The sequence below is a fragment of the Pseudomonas sp. AF03-9 genome, assembly GCF_020515815.1.
Taxonomy (GTDB): Bacteria; Pseudomonadota; Gammaproteobacteria; order Pseudomonadales; family Pseudomonadaceae; genus Aquipseudomonas.
Map to the genome: position 1 here is coordinate 19,917 of NZ_JAHPJF010000015.1, position 19,000 is coordinate 38,916.

A 19,000-nucleotide genomic window follows, 5' to 3' on the forward strand; every position below is an offset into this window, starting at 1 on the left:
TTCATGAAACGCAAAGACAAAATTGCCCTCGCCGTTATCGCCGTGTTTGCCGTTGGCGTGCTGGTCTACCTGGTTGCGCCGGGTGTGCTCGGCAGCAAGCGCCAGAGCACCAACGACGCCTTCGTCGCCGCCGACTTCACCCTGGTCGCGCCCCGTGTGGCCGGCTTCATCAAGGAAGTGCTGGTGGAAGACAACCAGCGGGTCAAGGCCGGGCAACTGCTGGCGCTGATCGACGACCGCGATTTTCGCGCCGCCGCCCAGGCTGCCGACGCCGACACCCTGGTCGCCCAGGCCCAACTGAAAAACGCCAGCGCGACCCTGGAGCGCCAAAGCTCGGTGATCGCCCAGGCCCAGGCCACCGTCGCGGCAGACCGCGCCGAAATGGCCTTCGCCGAACACGAACTGAACCGCTACAACCACCTTGCCGGGGTTGGCGCCGGCACCGTGCAGAACGCCCAGCAGGCCAAGACCCGCATCGACCAGGCCACCGCGCGCCTGGCCAATGCCACGGCGGTGCTGGCGGCCGAACGCAAGCAGGTGGAAATCCTCAGCGCCCAGCGCGACGCCGCCGAAGGCGGGCTCAAGCGCGCCCAGGCCGCGTTGGAAATGGCCAGTTATCAACTGTCGTACACGCGCATCGTCGCGCCGGTGGATGGCGTGGTCGGCGAGCGTGCGGTGCGGGTGGGTGCCTATGTGACGCCAGGCAGCAAGATCCTCGCCGTGGTGCCGTTGGCCGAAGCCTACGTGGTGGCCAACTTCCAGGAGACCCAACTCTCCCACATGCACGCCGGCCAAGCCGTGCAGGTGCGCGTCGACAGCCTCGACGGCGAGGCTCTCAACGGCCATCTGGAAAGCCTCGCGCCCGCCACGGGGGTGACGTTCGCGGCGGTCAAGCCGGACAACGCCACCGGCAACTTCACCAAGGTGGTACAGCGCATCCCGGTGAAGATCGTGCTGGAGCCGGGCCAGGCCCTGACCGCACGCCTGCGTGTGGGCATGTCGGTGGAAGCCACCGTCGATACGCAGCCGGTCGCGAAGCAGCATGAGGTGGCCCAGCAATGAAGCGTGTTGCCTGGCTCACCCTGAGCCTTATCAGCCTGAGTGCCTGCAGCGTCGGCCCGGACTTCCAACGGCCACAGGCCCCTCAGGTCACACAATGGAGCGAGCCCCAAGGCCGTCAAGCCGCCAGTCGTGCCGTCAGCGATCCGTTGCAGGAGCGTTGGTGGGATGTGTTCCACGACGCGCAACTTTCGGCCCTGACCCGCCGCGCGCTCAGCGACAACCTCGACCTGAAACTCGCCAGCAGCCGCCTGCAACAAAGCCGCGCCGTGCGCCAGGTCACCACCGCCGAGCGTTACCCCAACGTCGATGCCAGCGGCGCCTACCAGCGCAAACGCAACAGTGGCAAAGGCTTGAACGACCCGTCCGGCGAGAACGGCCGCGCCGCGTTCAGCCAGTGGGATGCGGGGTTCTCGGCGTCCTGGGAGCTGGATCTCTGGGGCCGCGTCAAACGCGAAACCGAAGCCGCCGACGCCACCCTGCAAGTCGCCGAAAACGACCGTCGCGCCGTGCTGCTCGCGGTGCTCGCTGAAACCGCCCAGGACTATATCCAGCTGCGCGGCGTGCAAAATACCCGCGCCGTCACTGAGCAAAACCTCGACGTGGCACGCCACAGTCTCAAGCTCTCGCAACTGCGCCTGGCCGACGGCGTGGCCACCGACCTGGACGTGGCCGAAGCCGCCGCCCAGGTCGCGACCATCGAAGCGCGCCTGCCGGATCTGCAACAGCGCCAGGACCAGTTGATCAACGCCCTGAGCCTGCTGATGGGCGAGGCGCCGCAAGCGCTGCATGCGCAATTGTCAGCGGATGCCGCGGTGCCGCAGACCCAGCGCCAGGTCGCCATTGGCCTGCCCTCGGAACTTGCCGAACGTCGCCCCGACATCCGCCAGGCCGAAGCCCGATTGCACGCCGCCACCGCCAATATCGGCGTGGCCAAGGGCGATTTCTACCCGCGCATCACCCTGTCCGGCAACCTCGGTTCCCAGGCCATGCAACTGTCGGATTTCGGCTCGTGGGGTTCACGCGCCTTTGCCTTCGGCCCGCAGTTCAGCCTGCCGCTGTTCAATGGTGGGCGCCTCGAAGGCATGTTGAACCTGCGCGAAGCCCAGCAACAGGAAGCGGCGCTGGCGTACCAGCAAACCGTGCTGCGCGCCTGGCATGAGATCGACGACCAATTGACCCGCTACAACGCCAGCCAACTGCGCCGCGACAGCCTCGCCGAAGCGGTGCGCCAGAACCAGATTGCCCTGGCCACGGCGCAACACCAGTACGTCGAAGGCGTAGTGGATTTCGTCAACGTGCTCACCGTGCAAGGCGCATTGCTGGCCACGCAGGAGCAGTGGGTGGAGAGTTCGACCAGCGTCTCCCTGGCCATGGTCGGGCTGTACAAAGCGTTGGGCGGCGGTTGGGAATCGGTGTATCCGCTGCACACCGCCGGGGGGTGAGGACAAAGAGTTTTTGTCAGTCGCGAAATAAACTGTAATGATAATTGCTCTCAATAGTGTATCTGAGCTTTTTCATGGACACCGCGACTGACGGCCAGCAACAGCTTCACCTCCTGTACCGCGACCATCACGGCTGGTTGCAAGGCTGGTTGCGTAAACGCCTGGGCGACCGCGAGCATGCCGCCGACGTGGCCCAGGACACTTTCCTGCGCCTGCTGGTGTCCGGGCGCTTTCCCGGCGACAAGGAAAGCCGCAGCTACCTGGCACAGATCGCCCGCAACCTGGTGATCGACCAGTGGCGGCGCCTGCGCATCGAGCGCGCTTACCTGGACAGCATCGCGCACCTGCCGGAGCCCGAGTCGCCGAGCCTGGAGACCCGCGCGCTGATCCTCGAAACCCTGATGCAGATCGACGCGATGCTCGACCGCATGCCCGACAACGTGCGCCGTGCCTTCCTGCTGTCGCAGTTCGAAGGCCTGAGCTACGCACAGATCGCCGAGCGCCTGGGCGTCAGCCTCAGCTCGGTGCAGAAGTACATGACCCGCGCCATCGTCGCCTGCTACCAAGTGGCCTACGCCGAATGAGACACGACGCACCCATCGCCCCGGCCATTGTCGAGCAAGCCAGCGAATGGCTGATGCTGCATTGGGGTGGCGACCTGCACGGTGAACAACGCCAGGCCTTCGCCCAGTGGCAGGCCGCCGACCCGGAACACCGCCGCGCCTGGCAACGTTTGCAGCACTTGCAGCAAACCCTCGGTGGCGTGCCCGTCGACAGCGCCCGCGCCGTGTTGCGTGACACCCCGGACACCCAACGCCGCGCCGCCCTCAAGCTGCTCGGCCTGTTGCTGGTGGCCGGCGGCAGCGGCTACCTGGTGCAGCGCAGCGAACCCTGGCAGGCCGCGTTCGCCGAACACCGCACCGCCACCGGCGAGATCCGCCACGTCACCCTCAGCGACGGCACACGCCTGGACCTCAACAGCGACAGCGCGGTGGACCTGCGTTTCAGCGCCAGCGAACGCCGCATTCGCCTGATCCGTGGCGAGGTGCTACTGACCAGCGGCCACGACCCGGTGCGCCCGTTGATCGTCGAAACCCCGGCCGGTGATGTGCAGGCCCTGGGTACCCGTTTTGGCGTGCGCGAACTGTCCGGTGGCAGCCGCGTCGACCTCTACGAAGGCCGCCTGCGCGTGACCCCGCTGCACGGCGCGGCGGTGCAGATGAAGGCTGGCGACAGCCTGTGGTTCAACCCTCGGCAGAGCGCGGCGTTGACGGCGGTGGACGCCAATGCCAGCAGTTGGACCGAGCACCGCCTGATCGCCGAACGCCAGCCCCTGGGCGCGTTTGTCGCGCAGTTGAGCCGCTATCGTCCGGGGCTGTTGCGCTGTGATCAGGCGGTGTCCGGCCTGTTGCTGACCGGGGTGTTTCCGCTGGACGACACCGACGCGATCCTCGCCGCGCTGGAGCGCTCGTTACCGGTACAGGTGCAGGCGGTGACGCGCTACTGGGTGACGATCAAGGCACGGGTCTGAAAAAAGTTTGCCAAGCACTTGTCGGTTTTTGCATCCCGCTCGGGATACCTCTTGAAAGCCAATCAAGAAGCGATCTCACGGGGAGTCCTGCAATGCCGCATCACCAGATCCAACCCCTGGCCCGCGCCCTGCGCCGTGGCGTGTTTGTCGGCCTGCTGGCCGCCGTGCCCCTGCTGCCGAGCCTGGTTCAAGCCGCTGAAAGCGCCGAAACACAGCGCGCCTACAACATTCCCGCGGGCAGCCTCGACCAGGCATTGAACCGCTTCGCCAGCGCCTCGGGGATTTTGCTCTCGGTGGACGCCTCACTCACCGAAGGCAAGCGCAGCGCAGGCCTGCAAGGGCGTTACGCGGTGGGCGCCGGTTTGGAGCAGTTGCTGGCGGGTAGCGGCTTGGTGGCGATGCAGTCCCAGGGCGGTTGGTCGTTGCAGGCGATTTCCGGCGGCGGCCCGTTGCAACTGGGCGCCACCCAGATCAGCGGCGAGCAAGCCCGGGAAAGCGCCTGGGGCCCGGTGGACGGTATCGTCGCTACGCGCAGCGCCTCGGGCAGCAAGACCGACTCGGCGCTGGTGGAAATCCCCCAGACCATCAACGTGATCAGCGCCGCCGAGATCAAGGCGCGCGGTGCCCAGAGCGTGACCCAGGCGTTGCTCTACACGCCGGGCATGGCGGCGGGCGGCTTTGCGGACCGGGTCAAATTGTTCGATGAGCCGACCTCGCGCGGCTTCTCGCCGACCCCGCTGTACCTCGACGGCCTGCACCTGCCCTACGGCGGCGGCAGCACCGGCGGCGCGTTGCAGATCGAACCGTACTCCCTGGAACGCATCGAAGTGCTCAAGGGCCCGGCCTCGGTGTTGTACGGTCAGAACCAACCGGGCGGCATCGTCAACATGGTCAGCAAGCGCCCCAGCGAAACCCCGGTGCACCAAGTGGTGCTGGAGGCCGGTACCTACGAGCACAAAAGCGCGGCCATCGACCTCGGCGGCCCGCTGGATGAACAAGGGCAGTTTCTCTATCGCCTGACCGGCCTGTTCAGCGATGGTCAGGACGAAATCAACTACGTCGAAAACAAACGCCAGTTCATCGCCCCCAGCCTCACCTGGCGGCCCAACGACGACACCAGCGTGACCCTGTTCGCCCAGTACCAAAAAGACAAAGGCGTGCCCGAAGCCCAAGGCCTGCCAGCGTCCGGCACCCTGTGGGCCAACCCCAACGGCAAGATCAAGCGCGACCTGTTTCTCGGCGAGCCGGGCGTCAACCAGTACAACCGCGAGCAGTATGTGCTGGGCTACGAGATTGCCCATCGCCTCAACGACACCTGGACCCTCAAGCAAAACGCCCGCTACGCTGAGGTCGACGACCGCTACACCGCGCCATTGCACGGCTACGCCTTCGTCGCCAACCCCGCCACCGGGGTGCAGGACCAACGCTACCTGCAACGTTACGCAGTGGACTGGGCGCAGAACAACAAAGTGTTTGGCGTCGACAGCATCGCCCAGGCCGAATTCGACACCGGCGCGCTGTCCCATACGATGATTTTTGGCCTCGATTACTACCACTCCGGCTCGCTGTTCCACGGCCTCTACGACCGTACCGCCGCGGCGATCGACCTGTTCAAGCCGGTCTACGGCCAGCACATCGACTACCGCCAGCCGTACCGCTGGGACCGCACCCTGAGCCAGACCGGCCTGTACGTGCAGGACCAGATTAAATGGGACAAATGGGCGCTGGTGCTCGGTGGCCGTTACGACTGGGCCAGCGTGGTCAACAAAGAGCCGATGCAAAAAACACGCTTCGCCAGCAAGGACGAAGCCTTCACCGGCCGTGCGGGCCTGGTGTACCTGTTCGATAACGGCCTGGCGCCGTTTATCAGCTACTCCGAATCCTTCCTGCCGCTGACCGGCACCAACGTCGACCGCAAGCCGTTCGATCCGTCTACCGGCAAGCAATACGAAGTCGGCGTGAAATACCAACCACCTGGCCAGAAGAGTTTTGTGCAGGCCTCGGTCTACCAACTCGACCAGGAAAACGTCATCACCACCAACCCCAATGACACGTTCAGCACCCAGAGCGGCGCCATGCGCTCACGCGGTGTGGAACTGGAAGCCAAGGCCGTGCTCAACGATGCCTGGGAGATCATCGCCTCGGCTGCACGCAACGACATCAAATACACCAAGGACGAAGAAGGCCGCCAGGGCCGCCACCCGGCCGGCATCTCACCGCTTACCGCGTCGATGTGGGTCAACTACAACGTGCTCGGCGACACCCCACTGGCCGGCCTCGGCGCAGGCCTGGGCGTGCGTTACGCCCGCCAAAGCCTGGGCGACTACTACGAAGGTGCCTTCAGCGTACCGTCCTACAGCGTCTACGACGCCAGTCTGAGCTACGACCTGAGCCGCTCGCCGCTGAAACTCAAGGGCGTGAAACTGGCGCTGAACGTGCAGAACCTCACCAACAAGACCTACCTGTCGCAGTGCACCAGTGACCTGGATTGTTATTACGGGGAAGGGCGGACGGCGGTGTCGAGCGTGACCTACGACTGGTAGGCAGACTCTGCGGATGCAGGCTGGTGTGTAGGAAGAGTCTGGCGCCACAGGAAGTGGCGTGTAGGAGCACTCTTGATTTTGCTCACGCTGACGGATTGGGCGGGGTTACGCATTAGCCTCTGGCGCCGACTTATCAAGGAAAAGAGTCCATGCCATTCGATAACCCCTATGCCCCTCCGCAAGCCAATCTAAGCCCGCCTGCCGCGCTGCAACCTACGTTTTTCGTGGTAGCGCCGCGCAAACTATTACTGATGGTGTTGTTGTCCCAGGGTTTCTATAGCTTTTACTGGTCCTACAAACATTGGAGCCTTTATCGCGCCGCAACGGGGGCTCGAGTGCTGCCGTTGGTGCGGGCTTTTTTCTCGGTTTTTTTCATTTACGCGTTGGCGATGAACATCAAACGTGTGCTTGATTTGAAAGAGCGACCTTATCGATGGTGGCCGCGGTGTTTTGCCTTAGGTTGGATCACCTGCACGTTCTTGCCTTTAACCTTCCTCTGGTATGTTTCGCCCTTCAACGGATTGAAGATCAGCCTCTGCCTGCTCATCGTGCAGGCTGCATTGTCCGTGCAAATTCAGCAGGCGGTGAACCATCTGGAAAATGATCCCCAGGGCCAGGCCAACAGTCGTTTGACGTGGGCCAATGGCATCTGGATTCTCATCGGCATGATTTTCTGGGCGTTTGCAGTAATCGAAGCGCTGTATTTCCCTTTTCTGTAGAACCCAGTGTCCACGGTTCAAATGAACCGTGGACGCCGGTTTGTTGCATGGGGTTTTTCAGGCAAGACGCCTTCAACGATTCTGCAAAAACACCACATACCCCCGAAACCACTCGCTCCCCTTCAAATACCCCGGTTCCTCCCACGCTCCACCCTGAATCAAGCCGACCTTGAACGGCAGCCCCATGCGATTCATCCGTGGCAGATACGCCGCGTAATCCGGGATGCTGTGTCGCCCCTGGTATGTCTGCACCACCACCTCATCCACCACGCCCTTGAGCTGGGCGATGGCAGCCGGGTCTGCGTTGCTGCTCCAGTCCAGCAGGCCGGTGATGCTCAGTTTCAGCTCGGCCGGCAGGCGTTGGCGCAGGTCGCGCAGGAAGCTGGCGTACTCGTGCAGGTATTGGGTGCGGGCGTCGAAGTCGATCTGGATGCCGACCACCGGGTTGCCCGCGTCGCGCCAGCGTTGCACCTGGCCGAGCAGTTGGCTGTAGACCGCCTCCGGCCAGCGCAGGGTGTGGGCGCGGTACACCACCCAGATGTCGCCACGGGTCAGGCGTGGCACGCCGATGCCCTGGGCGATCAGTTGCGCGCCGCGTTCGGGGGCGCGGCGGTTGGCGTTGATCTGGCCCTGGAGGATGTACAGGGTGTTGGCCTGTTTAAGTACCGGCTGCGGTGCGACGCCGCTCCACAGCCAGAAGGCGTCATAGTCGCGGGCGTCGACGGCGCCGAACGCCGGGCTGGCCAGCAGCAGCCAGGCGAGCCACAGCGGCTTCACCAGTAGTACTGCGCCGATTTGCCCCACTGGGTGTCGGCAAAGCCGCTTTTGAGCTGGCGGAACCAGGCTTTGCGCACCGCCGGCTCGACGTCCTTGCCGCCGCAGCTGTTGTAGCCGGCCGGTGCGTAGCAGTTGATGGCGCGGAACAAGGCGTAGGCCTTGTCATTCTTTGGCGCCTTGGCGTCGCCGATCACCTGCCGGTAGCCGTCGAGGCGCGAGAAGGTTTCACCCTTGAAGTCCGATGCAGTGCTGCCCAGGCTACCGGCGGCGCGGGCTTGTTCGAGCGGCATGCCGTCGAGGCTGTTGCGCAGGATGAATTCACCGATGCAGTTCAGGCCCTGTGGGTTCTTGGCGTCGGCCTGCAAGGTCTCGGCGGTTTGCGCGATGCTCGGGCAGACGTAACCGGATTCGGCCTTGTCGCCGTTCCACTGGAACAGCCGCAGGGTCTGGTTGCCGCCGTAGACATAACCCAGGCTGGTGCCGAGTTTGTCTTCGGACGCAGGCACAGGCAGTTGCTTGAGGTCGTCGGCGAAGCTTTCGAACTGGCCGCGCAGCAGGTTTTTGTAGAGCAGCACGAATTGCGCGGTTTCGCGTTCCAGCGGGTCGCGGGCCTGGGCGATCTGCTGGCGCAGCAGTTCAGGCCCGGCGACGTTGCGCAGCAGGATGTAGCGCACCTGGTTGGCGCTGATCGGCGAGTCGGCGGCAAACACCTTGGCCAGCTGGCCGCTGCGCTCGTAATTCATGGCCAGGGCCAATTCCAACTGGTCGCGTTGCAGTGGCAGTTTCGCCAGCGGCAGTAGTTGCAGCCACAGCGCCTCGGCGCCTTTCCAGTCCTGTTTGGCTTCCATGGCCAGGGCGCGCAGGGTCTGTTGGCTGAAGGCGAAGTAGTTGAGGCTCGCTGGCACGCTTTGCGGCAATTGCTTCAAGGCGGCGTCCGGTTGCTGCTCGACGAACAGCGCGCACACGGCCAGCAAGTAGTCGTAGAGCGCCGGGTCGCTGGCAAAGGCCGACTTTTGTTTTTCCAGGTCGGCGCGGGTCAGCGCCGGTTGCTCGCCGCCACGCATCACCATCAGGTCGCTGACCAGTTGGATCATCGGCGTGTTGACGGTGTCGCCGCTGGACATCAGCAGCTTGAGGTCGGCCTCTTCTACCAGTTCATCCACCGATACATTGCGCTGCGCGTCGCTGGCTTCAGTCAGCGCCCAGGTAAACGCGGCGGCCAGCTTCTCGCTGTCAAAGCCCAGCCAGTACACGCGACGCAGCAGGCCGCGTGCAGAAACGCTGTATTCGCCCTGTGGATAAGTCTTCAGGTAGCCGTCGAAGCCTTGCTCGGCAGTGGCCAGCGCAGTTTTATCCACACGTTCGAGGTCGGGCACGCCGTATTCGTCATAGGTGTTGGCCTGGGCCTGGTTGAGCGCGTTGCGCGCAACCATGTAGCGCGCGGTTTCTTTCAGCCACGGCGAGGTGGCGCTGCCGGCGGCGCTGAAGCCGCGTTCGGCCTCGGCGAAGCGGCCGCTGTAGAAGTCGGCGGCGGCTTGCAGGTAGGTGCGAAACAGTTGGCCGTCGGTGGACTGGATCTGCTGCGGGTCCGCGACCACCGGGCCGTCCCAGTCGCAGGTGGTGAGCAGTTGCAGGCGCGCCTTGGCCAGCAGTTCGCGCTCGGCCTGGGGCATGTCGGCCTTGGCGACCTGGCGGATAAACGCGGTGGCACTGCTGTCGTCGTTGCTGCGGCAGCGGCTGCCTTCGCCACTGACGAAGCCTTCACCGGCGGTTTTGTAGTCTTCGCGCTTGATGCCCAGGGGCTCGAGCAGGCTATCGAGTTCGGCGGTAGGGGAATCGTCGGAGTCAGGTTCGGTCTCGCCGTTGGAGGCCAGGGCCAGGCGGTACTGTGGAAACGGCACCGCGCCGAAACCTTGGGCCAGGTCATCTTCGTCCAAGGCATTCGGCGTCAGCGGCGCGCCTTTTTTGTCGGCAAGCATCAGGCGCAGGTTGGCCCGGCTGTCATTGCCCGGGCTCAGGAACGGCAGGTTGTTGCAACGGTCGAGGCTGCTGCGGGCGACGCGCCAGTCAGGGAAGCAAAAGTTGTCGGAACTGGCCACTGCGGGCAGGGAAACACTGGCCAGCAGAGCCAGTGCCAGGGGTGACAGAAAACCGATGCGCATGACGTGTCCTTGATCCTGAGTCCTTGGAGGGCGGCAATCATAGCTTGATCCGACAATCGCTTCGGTGAAGCCCTACACAAATCGTAGATTTGTCCGATTGAGGGTAGTGGCAATTTAATTTCTCTGACATAGACTGCGCTGTATGTCAGGGAGTTGACCGTATGAAGCAATTGAATGCACTGATGTTGGGTTTTACCTGCCTGTTGGGCGTGGCGCCGTTGGCCATGGCTGAAGATCCCTTGCTGGATCAGCCGCCGGCGACTGCCGCCAGTGCCACCAGCGAAGCGCGCGGTGTGCTGCGGGCTCGCGACCAGGCGATGCTGGCCAGTGAGTTGTCGGGGCGCATCGTCGAACTGCCGTTCAGCGAAGGCGAGTCGTTCAAGAAGGGTGACACCCTGGCGCGCTTCGATTGTTCGGCCTACCAGGCCCAACTGAACGCCGCCCAGGCCGCCAGCCGTGGCGCCGGTGAAGAACTGGCGCACAACAAACAACTGGCCTCGCTCAATTCCGTCGGGCGTTTCGAAGTGGCGCGGGCCGAGGCCAAGCTCACCGAGACCCAGGCCCAGTCCCAGGTCTATCAGGTGCAGATCAAGCGTTGCAGCGTGCTGGCGCCGTATGACGGCCAGGTGGTGCAGCGCAAGGTCCAGCGTTATGAAAGCGTGTCGGCGGGTGCGCCGCTGCTGGAAATCGTCGACAACCGCAGCCTGGAAATCCACCTGCTGGTGCCGTCGCGCTGGATGGGCAAACTCAAGCCCGGGCAGACCTTCAATTTCACCCCCGACGAAACCGGCCAGGCGTTCAGTGCCACGGTCAAACGCCTCGGCGCGCGCATCGATGAGGGCAGCCAGACGCTGCTGCTGGTCGCTACCCTGCCCAATGCCGCCGGTTTGATGGCGGGTATGAGCGGTACCGCCCACTTCGCGCAGCTGCAATGAACGCACCGATGGCGGGGAACACCGAGCGGGTGTTCGCGCAGTTTCTCGACCTCGAACGCCAGACCCGCGCCGCCCGCACCACTGAGCAGTTGGCCTACAGCCTGGTCAACGATGGGCAAGCGCTGTTCGGCTATCGCCACGCCGCGCTGTTGATCGCGGGCAAGGTGCAGGCGGTCACAGCGGTGAGCAGCGTCGACCCGAACGCGCCGTTCGTGGCGTTTGTCGAGCAGGCGGTGGCGCAGTTGCACAAGCTGGATCTCGGCCAGACCGCGCGCGTGGTGCCCGCCGAGCCATTGAGCGACGCGGTGCGCGCCGACTGGCAGAGCCTGTCGGCCGAACATGTGTTCTGGTTGCCGCTGATCAACCCCCAAGGCCAGGTGTTTGGTGGCCTGTGGCTGGCGCGAGATACGCCGTGGAACCCGGCCGAGCAAGTCTTGCTGGCGCAGTTGGGCGACACCTACAGCCATGCCTGGCATGCGTTGCAACCGCGCCAGCCGTGGCGCCTGCGCCTGACCCGCAAACGTCAGGTGGCGGTGGTGCTCGGGTTGTTGCTGATGCTGCTGATCCCGGTGCGCCAATCGGTGCTGGCGCCTGCCGAAGTGGTGCCACTGGCCGGGCAAGTCGTCGCGGCGCCCTTGGACGGGGTGATTGCCGAGTTCCTGGTCAAACCCAACCAAAGCGTGAAAACCGGCGACCTGCTGCTGCGCTTCGAAAGCACCACCCTGACCGCCCAGGCGGACGTGGCGGCGCGGGCCCTGGGCGTGGCGGAAGCGGAGTTGAAGGCCAATTCCCAACGTGCGTTTGCCGATGCCGAATCCAGCTCGCGCATCGACCTGCTGGCCGCGCGCGTCGAGCAAAAACGCGCCGAACGCGATTACGCCCGCGAGCTGCTCAAGCGCAGCGAGGTGCGTGCCGAGCGCGACGGCATTGCAGTGTTTGCCGACGCCGAGCGCTGGACCGGCAAACCCGTGCAAACCGGCGAGCGCCTGTTGCAGATCGCCGACCCCGGCCAGGCCGAGTTGCGCATCGAACTGGCGGTGGGCGATGCGATTGCCCTGGCGCCCAACGCGCAGGTCGCGCTGTTCCTCGACAGTGACCCGCTGCAACGCCACCTCGCCACCCTGCAACGTGCCGCGTACGAGGCGCAGCCTACGCCGGGCGGGCAATTGGCCTATCGCCTGGATGCGCAGTTCGATGACGCGCCGCCGCGCATCGGTCTGCGTGGTACCGCGAAGCTGTATGGCGACCGCGCGCCGCTGGCGCTGTACTTGCTGCGTCGACCGCTGGCGGGCCTGCGTCAAAGCGTGGGCCTGTGATGAGCCTGCCCAAGCTGCGTGACGACCTGCAACTGTCCAGCGCCGGCGCGGCATTGGACGGTTCGCCGCGCTGGACCCTCGCCGACCCGGTGCGTGGGCGCTATTTCAAGTTGGGCGCCACGGCTATCCGCCTGCTGCGGCATTGGTCCCTGGGCGATGCGGAAAAAGTCCTGCAAGCGGCCAACCGCGAGCCGGGCTTGCCCTTGGGGGACAGCGAGGTCAGCGAGCTGTTGAGCTTTCTGCGCGCCCATGACCTGATCGCTGCCCTCGACCCGGAGCAACGCGCCAGCTACCTGTATAAAGCCGCCGCCCAAAAGCAGGGCCTGTGGCAGGTGCTGCTGCATCAATACCTGTTTTTCCGCATCCCGCTGTGGCGCCCGGACGCGTTTCTCAACCGCGCCTGGCCGTGGCTGGCACGCTTTGGCCCCGGCCTGTTGCGTTACGGTTTGCCGATGATCCTCGGCCTCGGGGTCTTTTTGGTGGCGCGCGATTGGCAGCGCTTCCTGGCGACCTTCCCGCACCTGTTCAGCCTCGGCGGCGCCCTGGCGTTTGGCGTGGCGCTGTTCTTCGCCAAGCTGTGCCATGAATTCGGCCATGCGTTCATGGCCAAGCGCGCCGGCTGTCGGGTGCAGAGCATGGGTGTGGCCTTCATGGTGCTGTTGCCGATGTTCTACACCGATGTCAGCGACGCCTGGCGCGTCAATGATCGCCGCGCGCGCCTGATGATCGGCGCCGGCGGGGTGATGGCCGAGCTGCTGCTGGCGTGCATCGCCTTGCTGGCCTGGTCGCTGCTGCCGGACGGACCGGCGCGCACGGCGGCGTTCATGCTGGCCAGCGCCACCTGGCTGACCACCCTGGCGATCAACCTCAACCCGTTCATGCGCTTCGATGGTTACTTTTTGATCAGCGATTTATGGGGCGTCGACAACCTGCAAGGCCGCGCTTTCGCACTGTGCCGCTGGCGTCTGCGGGAGCTGCTGTTTGGCTATGGCGAACCGGCGCCGGAACCGTGGTCGCCGACGATGCGGCGCCGCCTGTTGTGGTGGGGCTACCTGGCGTGGCTGTGGCGCGCGGCGCTGTTCCTTGGGATCGCGTTGGCGGTGTATCACCTGTTTTTCAAGCTGCTCGGGATCTTCCTGATGCTGGTGGAGTTGGCATGGTTTATCTGCCTGCCGATCTACAAGGAGTGGCGTGAGTGGTGGAGCCGCCGCAGCCAGGCCCATACACCTCGGGTGTTGCTCAGCAGTCTCGGATTGGGGTTGATCGTGCTGGCGCTGGTGGTGCCGTGGCGCAGCGCGGTGGAGCTGCCGAGCATGCTTGAGGCCGGTCGCGTCAGCGCATCTCATGCGCCGGTAGCGGCGCGGGTCAAGGCGCTGCGGGTGGTGGACGGGCAGGCGGTGACCCAGGGCCAGGTGCTGATCGAACTGGAGTCGCCGGACCTCGATGCGCGCCAGAGCATCGTGCGCCGCGAAGTCGAGATCCTGCAGTTGCAGATGCGCCGCCAGGCCGGGCGCAGTGAAACGGCGGCCGACGCCGGGATCAACGATCAGCGCCTGTCCCAGGCCCTGGCCGAATACCGTGGCCTCGCTGCCCAGCGCGAACGCCTGCTGTTGCGTGCGCCCCATGGGGGCACGGTACGCGATGTGCTGCCGCAATTGAGCGTGGGTCGCTGGCTGTCGCCCAAGGATGCGCTGGTGCGGGTGGTGGAAGAGGGCGCGCGCCTGCGCGGCTACCTGGCCGAGGCGCAGCTGTGGCGAGTCGGGCCTGGGGCGACCGGGCGGTTTATCGCCGATGACCCGATGCACGCCGCGATCCCGGTGCAACTGACCGACATCGACGCCAACGGCGTGGCTTATCTGGATCAGGAGGCGCTGACCTCCGACCATCACGGGCCGATTGCCGTGCGCCGCGACGAAAACCAGCGCCCGGCGCCGGTGCAGGCGCAGTATGGTGCGCGCCTCAAAAGCCTGGAGGCGATCGAGACACCCCGGCAACCGTTGCGCGGCGTGGTGCTGTTGCAAGGGCGCAGTGAGTCGGTGCTGGGCACGGCCTGGCGGCGGGCGGCGGCGTTGGGGGTTAGGGAAAGCGGGTTCTGACAAGGAGTGGCAGGCGATGATGAACAACAATGGCGGATTGGCGCAGGGCTTGGCGATGCGCCCATCACGGGCCAGCGATGGGCCGTTTTTGCACAAGCTCTACCATTCGGCGCGCGCGGATTTGCAGTGGATCGACGGCGAGCAAGAGGTCGTTGAAGAGGTCATCGCCCAGCAGTTCCAGGTGCAGGAGCGGGGCATGGATCAGCAGTTTCCAGGCGCCCTGCATTACGTGGTGGAAAAGCTCGGCACGCCTATCGGTGCCTTGAGTGCCGACTTCGGCGCCAATGAAATCCGCGTGCTGTACCTGGCGTTCATCCCTGCCGCACGTGGCCAGGGTTTCGGCCGGGCGGTGCTGCACAGCGTGCAGCAGGCCGCCACCCAAGTGTGTTGCCCGGTGGCGACGGTGGTGTGGGCGAGCAACCCCCATGCGCGCCAGCATTACCTGGCGCTGGGGTTTCGTGTGGAAGAACAGACACCGGCCGCGCAACGGCTGGTGTGGTACCCGTCTCAGTTGAACACGATGCAGAAGTAACCGCGCTCACCGTCGCGCCCCATGGCCGGCTCGCGGGACACGAACACGTGTTCCAGGCATACATCCGGCAAGGGCAGGCGGCACAAGCCGTCGACGAAATCCGTCGGCCCGAGGCTATTGAGCGACACACTGAAGCCCTCCCGTGCACTGCCCGGCAAGCTGGCCTCCGGCGCCGGGCGCAGCCCCTGGACCTGGATCTGCAACGCCGAGCCATCTGGCAGGTACAGCACACTGGGCTGAGCCAGCAGAGGACGAAAATGTTCCAGAGTGACAAAATTCAACATGCTTTGGCTCCTCGTAGTGAGCGGGCTTGCCCGCGCTGGGCGGCGAAGCCGCCCCAAATCCAGGCTCCTCGGTTTGTCTGAAACACCGCGGCGGACCGATTGGGGCGGCTTCGCCGCCCAGCGCGGGGCGAGCCCGCTCACTACAAAAAATGCGGGGTTGATTGGGGGCGGGTCAAGAGCGTGAAGGGTAGAGCCCGATCAGGGCAATGCTGAAGTTGATCGCCAGGTAAGGGTTCAGGGTGGCAAAGGCCTGGCTCTGGCCGGCAACCGCCGTGTCGCCGACCACCGTGGTGCTGACGCCCTTGAGCGGCACCGGGTTGGCGCCTTGTTGATCGGAATAGATCGTCGCGCTGCCGGGGCCTGGGCCGGAAGCACCGATATAGGCATTGGTCGGCGTAGGTACCGTCACCGAGTTGCTGACGACGCTGGTCAGTTGCACCGTGGTGCTGCCGGCGAGCGTGCCCGCGCCATGGGTGTGGGCGGGCAGGTTGCCGGCCAGCAGCGTGACGGACTCGGTGCCCGCAAAATCGCCGATAACCCGCGCCGACAAGCCTGTGCCTTGGCCCATGCCCATCGGCAAGCGGCTTTGCAGGTTCGGCAGTTGGAAGGTGGACTGGCCGTTGCCGCCGTAGAAGGTGCCGATCAACGCAAACAGTGCGGCGTTCTGTTGCACAGCCAAGACCTGGCCGTTGCATAACGCCCAGCCATTGGGGGCGTAGTTAAAGGCAAAAGACTGGATGGTGCCGATAAATACTTCCATGAGTCGCGAATCCTTGTGTGAGCTCTTAGGTATGGAGTGGCGCCAATCGATCCGGCGTCATCGCAGAGCGTAGACGCACTTTTGCGCAGCGCCTGGCCAATGCGAAACCGCGAGCGAAACCCAGGCTTATGCCCTAGAGTTGCGCCTGTTGGCGCATGCGCAATTTTTGCCGGGGAAACCGGCAGTGTCAGGGGATTTGAGGTGCGACGGTCTGTGGTCGAGCAAGACGAAAAAGTGGGTACATTTGCCGTGGCGCAGGCCTGGGAAGGCAGCGGCTGGCTGAGCCGGCTATGGTGGGTGCCGATCCTGGCGCTGGCCATGGCCGTGCGGTTCTATGGCCTGACGGCGGCGGCGATCTGGGGCGACGAAGGCTCAAGCCTGCTGCTCAGCGAATACGCCGTTGACGACCTGTGGTTTCACGCGGCCCATGATGTGCACCCGCCGCTGTACTTTTTCATGCTGCGCGGCTGGATCGAGGTGTTTGGCGACGGCATCTGGTCGATTCGCGGCATGAGTGCGATCCCCGGCGTACTCGCCGTAGGCCTGGGAATGTGGCTGATGCGGCTGCTGTCCACGCGTCGCGCTGCCTTGCTGGCGGGCGTGCTGCTGGCGCTGTTCCCCAGCGCCGTGCGCTATAGCCAGGAAGTGCGCATGTATTCGCTGTTGGCGGTGTGGCTGCTGGGGGCCACGCTGGCGCTGGTGTACTGGGTGCGCCAGCCCGCGCGCACGCGTTGCCTGGTGGCCTATGTGCTGCTGATGGCGGCCGCTTTTTATACCCATTACTTCACGGCGTTGTGTGTGCTGGTGCACTGGGCCTGGCTGGGCCTGTTGTACCGTTCCCAGGCGCCGGGCCAGCGCTTGCTCGCGCGTCCGGCATGGTGGTGGGCCAATGTGGCGATTGTCGTGTTGTACCTGCCTTGGCTGCCGAACCTGCTGGATCTGGTCCAGCATGTCGAGCAGCTCAAGGTCGGCGGCGATATTGGCTGGGAAGACCCGGTTACGCTGATCTCCGTGCCCTCGATGATTTGGCAGTTCGTACTGCAGGATGAAGGCCTCGGCTTCTGGGCGCCGCTGTTCTGGCTGTTCCCGCTAGCGCTGATGGCGGTGGTTGCGGTGACTGCCTGGAAAGACCGCGAAAACCTGCGGCCGGCGCGCCTGCTGGCGCTGTTTCTGCTGCTGCCGGTGCTGTTGGTGTATGGCGTGTCGTTTGTATCGCCTGTGTTTATCGAACGTTACCTGACGGTGTATGCCATCGGCTTGCCGCTGCTCATGGCCTTGGCCATCGATCGTCTGCCGAGCCGTCTGTCGTGGCTGGGGGCGGCGTTATTCGTGGTGTTTGTCGGCGTTGAACTGCTGGGGTTGAAGAACAACGCCACGGTGGATGTGCATGACCAGTTCAACGTGCCGGTGGAGTTTGTTAATCGCAATTACCAGGACGACGACCGCATCGTACTCAGCGACATGATGTGGTACTTGAGTTACGTGTATTACGACCAGACCGACGCCCAGTTGCAGCTCTACACCCCGCCCAAGCCCGACGGCACCCCGACCAGGCCGAATGCCTATGGCTTCGGGACGCTGGTGGATCAGGACGGCGGACGCATTTACCTCGACCGTCTGTCGGCTTTACCCGCCGAAACCCGCCGCGTCTGGCTGATCAGCAGCAATGAAATGCCCGACGATTTCGCGCCGATCCCCGACGGTTGGCGCCAGGTATTGCAGCAAGATGGCGGCGGGGCGAGGGCGCGGCTATTTGTGCTGTGTACGGGGCCTGTTTCTTTGCAGCCTGAGGCATGTCGTTAATTTCGAATCGGTATTAAATCGACTGCAAATAGTGGCATTTACCCACTAGTGGTTGTATCAATCCTGAGCTACGCTGCGCTGACAAAAGGAATTGTCTGACAAAAAGTGGTGAATGGATTGCCGTATCACTTTATTTCCGGATTGCCGCGCTCCGGCTCGACCCTACTCTCTGCCATCCTGCTGCAGAACCCGCGCTTTCATGCGGGCATGAGCAGCCCGGTAGGCACCCTGTTCAATGGTGTGCTGGGGCAGTGCAGCGCCGGCAGCGAGTTTGGCTCGGTGATCGACGCCGACACCCGCCGCCGCCTGCTGCGCGGCCTGTTTGATTCCTATTACGCCGACAAAACCTCCACGCCGGTGGTGTTCGACACCAATCGCCAGTGGTGCGCGCGCATGCCGGCGCTGCATGACCTGTTTCCCCAAGCCAAAGTCATCGCCTGCGTGCGCAATGTCGCGTGGATCATGGACAGCCTGGAGCGCCTGTACCGCGCCAATCCCTTCGAAAACACCAAGCTGTTCAACGACGATGTCGAGCGCAATACCGTGTACAGCCGCGTCGAGACCCTGGCCCAGCGCAACCGCATGGTCGGGTATGCGTGGTCGGCGCTCAAAGAGGCGTACTACGGCGAACACGCCGACTCGATGCTGATCGTCGACTACGACCTGCTGGCCCAGGCCCCCGAGCGGGTCATGCGGCTGGTCTATGAATTTATCGGCGAGCCGTGGTTCGAGCATGACTTCGACAACCTCAGCTACGACGCCCCGGATTTCGACCAGGACCTGGGCGTGGCCGGCCTGCATCGGGTCAAGCCACGGGTGGCGCTGCAAGCGCGCCGCAGCCTGTTGCCGCCGGATCTGTTCGAGCAGTTCGCCCATATGGATTTCTGGCGTGACGGCAGCCTGAGCGCCGCCAATGTGATTCGCACCAAAGCCGACGCCGCGATCAGTTGATCACGGCTTTTTTATTTGCGGGTATCAGCATTCGACAAGCGGGTGAGCAGCATGTGGTGGAGCAAAGGTAAGGCACGGCAAACGACA

General features: G+C 64.3%; 16 protein-coding genes. 12 read left to right on the top strand and 4 right to left on the bottom strand.

What is annotated here, in order from left to right:
* Nucleotides 1-3 precede the first annotated feature (3 nt).
* The 6 genes from LIY36_RS19000 (at nucleotide 4) to LIY36_RS19025 (ending at nucleotide 7,297) form a co-directional block, all read left to right on the top strand.
* Nucleotides 4-1,062, top strand: coding sequence for an HlyD family secretion protein (locus LIY36_RS19000; protein WP_226456608.1), 1,059 nt, complete (start codon nucleotides 4-6; stop codon nucleotides 1,060-1,062).
* On the top strand, nucleotides 1,059-2,504 hold the full coding sequence (locus tag LIY36_RS19005; protein WP_226456609.1) for an efflux transporter outer membrane subunit: 1,446 nt from the start codon (nucleotides 1,059-1,061) through the stop codon (nucleotides 2,502-2,504). Before LIY36_RS19000 ends, LIY36_RS19005 begins: the two co-directional genes overlap by 4 nt.
* Nucleotides 2,505-2,578: 74 nt before the next feature.
* Nucleotides 2,579-3,088: a sigma-70 family RNA polymerase sigma factor gene (locus LIY36_RS19010; RefSeq protein ID WP_226456610.1), complete on the top strand. Its 510-nt coding sequence runs from the start codon at nucleotides 2,579-2,581 to the stop codon at nucleotides 3,086-3,088.
* On the top strand, nucleotides 3,085-4,035 hold the full coding sequence (locus tag LIY36_RS19015) for a FecR domain-containing protein (RefSeq protein WP_226456611.1): 951 nt from the start codon (nucleotides 3,085-3,087) through the stop codon (nucleotides 4,033-4,035). Before LIY36_RS19010 ends, LIY36_RS19015 begins: the two co-directional genes overlap by 4 nt.
* Before the next feature lie 92 nt (nucleotides 4,036-4,127).
* Nucleotides 4,128-6,578 carry a TonB-dependent siderophore receptor gene (locus LIY36_RS19020; RefSeq protein ID WP_226456612.1) on the top strand — a complete coding sequence of 817 codons (2,451 nt, stop codon included), beginning with the start codon at nucleotides 4,128-4,130 and terminating at the stop codon, nucleotides 6,576-6,578.
* A gap of 149 nt (nucleotides 6,579-6,727) precedes the next feature.
* A complete protein-coding gene (locus LIY36_RS19025) occupies nucleotides 6,728-7,297 on the top strand; it encodes a hypothetical protein (RefSeq protein ID WP_192298570.1) in 570 nt (189 codons plus the stop codon).
* A gap of 72 nt (nucleotides 7,298-7,369) precedes the next feature.
* On the opposite strand, the gene LIY36_RS19030 is transcribed toward LIY36_RS19025, so the two are convergent.
* Entirely contained in the window at nucleotides 7,370-8,074 is a 705-nt protein-coding gene (locus tag LIY36_RS19030; RefSeq protein ID WP_226456613.1) for a DUF3142 domain-containing protein, read from the bottom strand.
* On the bottom strand, nucleotides 8,071-10,236 hold the full coding sequence (locus LIY36_RS19035) for an outer membrane assembly lipoprotein YfiO (RefSeq protein WP_226456614.1): 2,166 nt from the start codon (nucleotides 10,234-10,236) through the stop codon (nucleotides 8,071-8,073). Before LIY36_RS19035 ends, LIY36_RS19030 begins: the two co-directional genes overlap by 4 nt.
* Before the next feature lie 224 nt (nucleotides 10,237-10,460).
* Here LIY36_RS19035 and LIY36_RS19040 point away from each other — a divergent pair, with 224 nt between their 5' ends.
* From LIY36_RS19040 to LIY36_RS19055, 4 genes are read left to right on the top strand one after another with little or no spacing between them, the layout of a single operon-like run.
* Nucleotides 10,461-11,171: an efflux RND transporter periplasmic adaptor subunit gene (locus tag LIY36_RS19040; protein WP_370694899.1), complete on the top strand. Its 711-nt coding sequence runs from the start codon at nucleotides 10,461-10,463 to the stop codon at nucleotides 11,169-11,171.
* Complete coding sequence (locus LIY36_RS19045) at nucleotides 11,168-12,487, top strand: efflux RND transporter periplasmic adaptor subunit (RefSeq protein WP_226456615.1); 1,320 nt, start codon at nucleotides 11,168-11,170, stop codon at nucleotides 12,485-12,487. The genes LIY36_RS19040 and LIY36_RS19045 overlap by 4 nt, the downstream gene beginning before the upstream one ends.
* A complete protein-coding gene (locus tag LIY36_RS19050; protein WP_226456616.1) occupies nucleotides 12,487-14,583 on the top strand; it encodes a biotin/lipoyl-binding protein in 2,097 nt (698 codons plus the stop codon). Before LIY36_RS19045 ends, LIY36_RS19050 begins: the two co-directional genes overlap by 1 nt.
* 16 nt (nucleotides 14,584-14,599) lie before the next feature.
* Nucleotides 14,600-15,115 (top strand): GNAT family N-acetyltransferase, encoded by a 516-nt coding sequence (locus LIY36_RS19055; RefSeq protein ID WP_192298562.1) that lies wholly within the window; start codon nucleotides 14,600-14,602, stop codon nucleotides 15,113-15,115.
* On the opposite strand, the gene LIY36_RS19060 is transcribed toward LIY36_RS19055, so the two are convergent.
* The gene (locus LIY36_RS19060; protein ID WP_226456617.1) at nucleotides 15,091-15,399 is read right to left on the bottom strand and encodes a hypothetical protein; all 309 of its coding nucleotides are present in this window, start codon (nucleotides 15,397-15,399) and stop codon (nucleotides 15,091-15,093) included. The genes LIY36_RS19055 and LIY36_RS19060 overlap by 25 nt on opposite strands.
* Before the next feature lie 172 nt (nucleotides 15,400-15,571).
* Nucleotides 15,572-16,159, bottom strand: coding sequence for a phage tail protein (locus LIY36_RS19065; RefSeq protein WP_226456618.1), 588 nt, complete (start codon nucleotides 16,157-16,159; stop codon nucleotides 15,572-15,574).
* 201 nt (nucleotides 16,160-16,360) lie between these two features.
* Between LIY36_RS19065 and LIY36_RS19070 the strand changes: the two genes are divergently transcribed.
* Both LIY36_RS19070 and LIY36_RS19075 read left to right on the top strand, forming a co-directional pair.
* Complete coding sequence (locus LIY36_RS19070) at nucleotides 16,361-17,962, top strand: glycosyltransferase family 39 protein (protein ID WP_226456619.1); 1,602 nt, start codon at nucleotides 16,361-16,363, stop codon at nucleotides 17,960-17,962.
* Nucleotides 17,963-18,070: 108 nt separating this feature from the next.
* Complete coding sequence (locus tag LIY36_RS19075; protein ID WP_442962223.1) at nucleotides 18,071-18,913, top strand: sulfotransferase family protein; 843 nt, start codon at nucleotides 18,071-18,073, stop codon at nucleotides 18,911-18,913.
* The last annotated feature ends 87 nt before the right edge of the window (nucleotides 18,914-19,000 follow it).